The sequence below is a fragment of the Dietzia sp. DQ12-76 genome, assembly GCF_014145045.1.
Classification (GTDB): domain Bacteria; phylum Actinomycetota; class Actinomycetes; order Mycobacteriales; family Mycobacteriaceae; genus Dietzia.
The window spans coordinates 1-2,270 of sequence record NZ_JAALDV010000437.1 but is presented as its reverse complement, the minus strand read 5'-3'; the positions used below and the strand labels follow the sequence as shown (position 1 = coordinate 2,270).

The 2,270-nt window shown below is 69.0% G+C and carries 1 protein-coding gene and 1 pseudogene; one reads left to right on the top strand and one right to left on the bottom strand.

The genetic code is table 11. The features are described from left to right. Positions 1-22 precede the first annotated feature (22 nt). Positions 23-1,222 (bottom strand): UDP-galactopyranose mutase, encoded by a 1,200-nt coding sequence (glf, locus tag G6019_RS14235; RefSeq protein WP_182613514.1) that lies wholly within the window; start codon positions 1,220-1,222, stop codon positions 23-25. A 404-nt stretch (positions 1,223-1,626) separates the two neighbouring features. Between glf and G6019_RS14230 the strand changes: the two are divergent. Then, positions 1,627-2,270, top strand: a pseudogene (locus G6019_RS14230) (hypothetical protein); the annotation flags it as partial.

Below are 2,270 nucleotides of genomic sequence, written 5' to 3'. Positions count from 1 at the left end.
GAGCGGCCGGGACGGCCGGGGCTCAGTCGGAGAGCGCGGTCCCGTCCCGCAGGTGCGGGGCCAGCGTGTTGTCGAACATCGTCAGCGCCGAGGCGATGGCCATGTGCATGTCGAGGTACTGGTACGTGCCCAGGCGTCCGCCGAACAGGACCTTGTTCGCCGCGGTCTCGGCCTTGGCCCGCTCGCGGTAGGCGGCGAGCTTCACGCGGTCGGTGGACTCGTTGATCGGATAGTACGGCTCGTCGGAGCGCTCGGCGAAGCGGCTGTACTCGCGCATGATGACGGTCTTGTCCGTGGGGTAGTTCGTGCGCTCGGGGTGGAAGTGACGGAACTCGTGGATGCGGGTGTAGTCGTACTCCGCGTCGTTGTAGTTCATCACCGGGGTGCCCTGGAAGTCGCCGGTGGGCAGGACCTCGGTCTCGAAGTCCAGGGTGCGCCACCCGAGCTCGCCGTCGGCGTAGTCGAAGTACCGGTCGAGCGGGCCGGTGTAGACCACGGGCGCGTCCGGGCTCGCCGCGCGAACGGCCTCGCGGACGTCGAACCAGTCGGTGTCCAGAACCACGTCGATCTTCTCGTCGGCGGCCATGTTCTCCAGCCACGCGGTGTACCCGTCGACGGGCAGGCCCTCGTAGGTGTCGTTGAAGTAGCGGTTGTCGAACGTGTAGCGCACGGGCAGGCGGGTGATGTTGCCGGCGGGCAGGTTCTTGGGGTCGGTCTGCCACTGCTTGGCGGTGTAGTCCTTGATGAACGCCTCGTAGAGCGGCCGCCCGATCAGCGAGATGGCCTTCTCCTCGAAATTGGCCGCGTCCTCGGCCGAGAACTCCGCGGCCTGCTCGGCGATGAGCTTCCGCGCCTCGTCGGGCGAGTAGTAGCGACCGAAGAACTGGTTGATCAGGCCCAGGCCCATGGGGAACTGGTACGCCGTGCCCTTGTGCATCGCGAACACGCGGTGCTGGTACCCGGTGAAGTCGGTGAAACGGTTGACGTACTCCCACACCCGCTCGTTGGAGGTGTGGAACAGGTGCGCCCCGTACTTGTGGATCTCGATGCCGGTCTCCGGCTCGGCCTCGGAGTAGGCGTTGCCGCCGATGTGGTGACGCCGGTCGAGCACCAGCACGCGCGCGCCGAGCTCGGCCGCGGCCCGCTCGGCGACCGTCAGACCGAAGAAACCGGACCCCACCACGATGAGGTCATAGGTCCCCCACTGCCGATCGCCTGCCATCACTTCGAGCCTTCCCGTAGTCCGTCGCCGGGTCGCTGAGCCTGAACAGGCGCTGCGCCCGGCGTGTCCACGCGCCGGTCGGCGCGGGTCCGGGTCCAAGGGTATCGGGCGGGCGGGGAGAGGGGCCCGGTGCCACACCAGGTGACGACGACGACGAGGTCCCCACCCGTGCGCGGTGCCGCTGCTCAGTCCGCGCGTCGGGCGGCCGCGTCGTCGTACACCGGTTCGAAACTACACCGCTGTGACCCCAAAATTCACTTCCGTAGCACTTGGTTTCACGCGTTTCTTAGCTACCATTGACCACGTTCGTCACATTCGTCCCAGTGGTCGCAGCGCTCGCGGCCGCCGGGAAGAAGTGTTCCGCAGCGGGATCCGCGAGACACAGACCTGATCTGGAGAAGCCCTTGAGAACACGACGCCGCCCCCTGAACGTCAGCGGTCGACGCAGGACCCTCGCCCTCGCGGTGGCGGTCGCGGCGTCCGTCGTCACGCCCCTCGCCGTGTACGGGGCGGACCACCTGGTCGAGTCCGGAGACGACATCGCCGCCACCGCGGGCACCGCCGTCCCCACCGGGACGGCCGAGGTCTCCCTGTCCGACGCACCCGCCGCGGCGGGTGTGGACACCGACATCGCGGTGGGCTCCGCCCCGGTCAAGGAGGTCACCTCCGAGACCCCGTTCTCGATGGTCGGCGTCACGTGGAAGGGCTACAACCCGCAGGCCGTCGCGGCCCTGCGTGCCAAGAACCCGGACGGCTCGTGGGGCCCCTGGTACGAGGCGGAGTCCGTCGACGACGAGGGTGAGAGCACCACCGGCAGCGGCGGCACCGAGCCGGTCTTCCTCGGGGTCGACACCACCACGGTCCAGATCAAGGTCTCCGGCGTCGACATCGCGGACACCTCGCTGGCCGACGCGCCGCAGAGCACCGAGTCGGACGCCGCCGAGACCGCCGACACCGAGGACGCTGCCGACACCAAGGACGCCGTGGACGCCGTGGACGCCGAGACCCGGGGCTCCGGGGCCGAGGCGGCCCCGACCCAGAACGACGT

Coding starts and splice junctions, on each gene's coding strand:
- glf (WP_182613514.1), bottom strand. CDS start 1,222: ATGGCAGGCGATCGGCAGTGGGGGACCTATGACCTCATCGTGGTGGGG.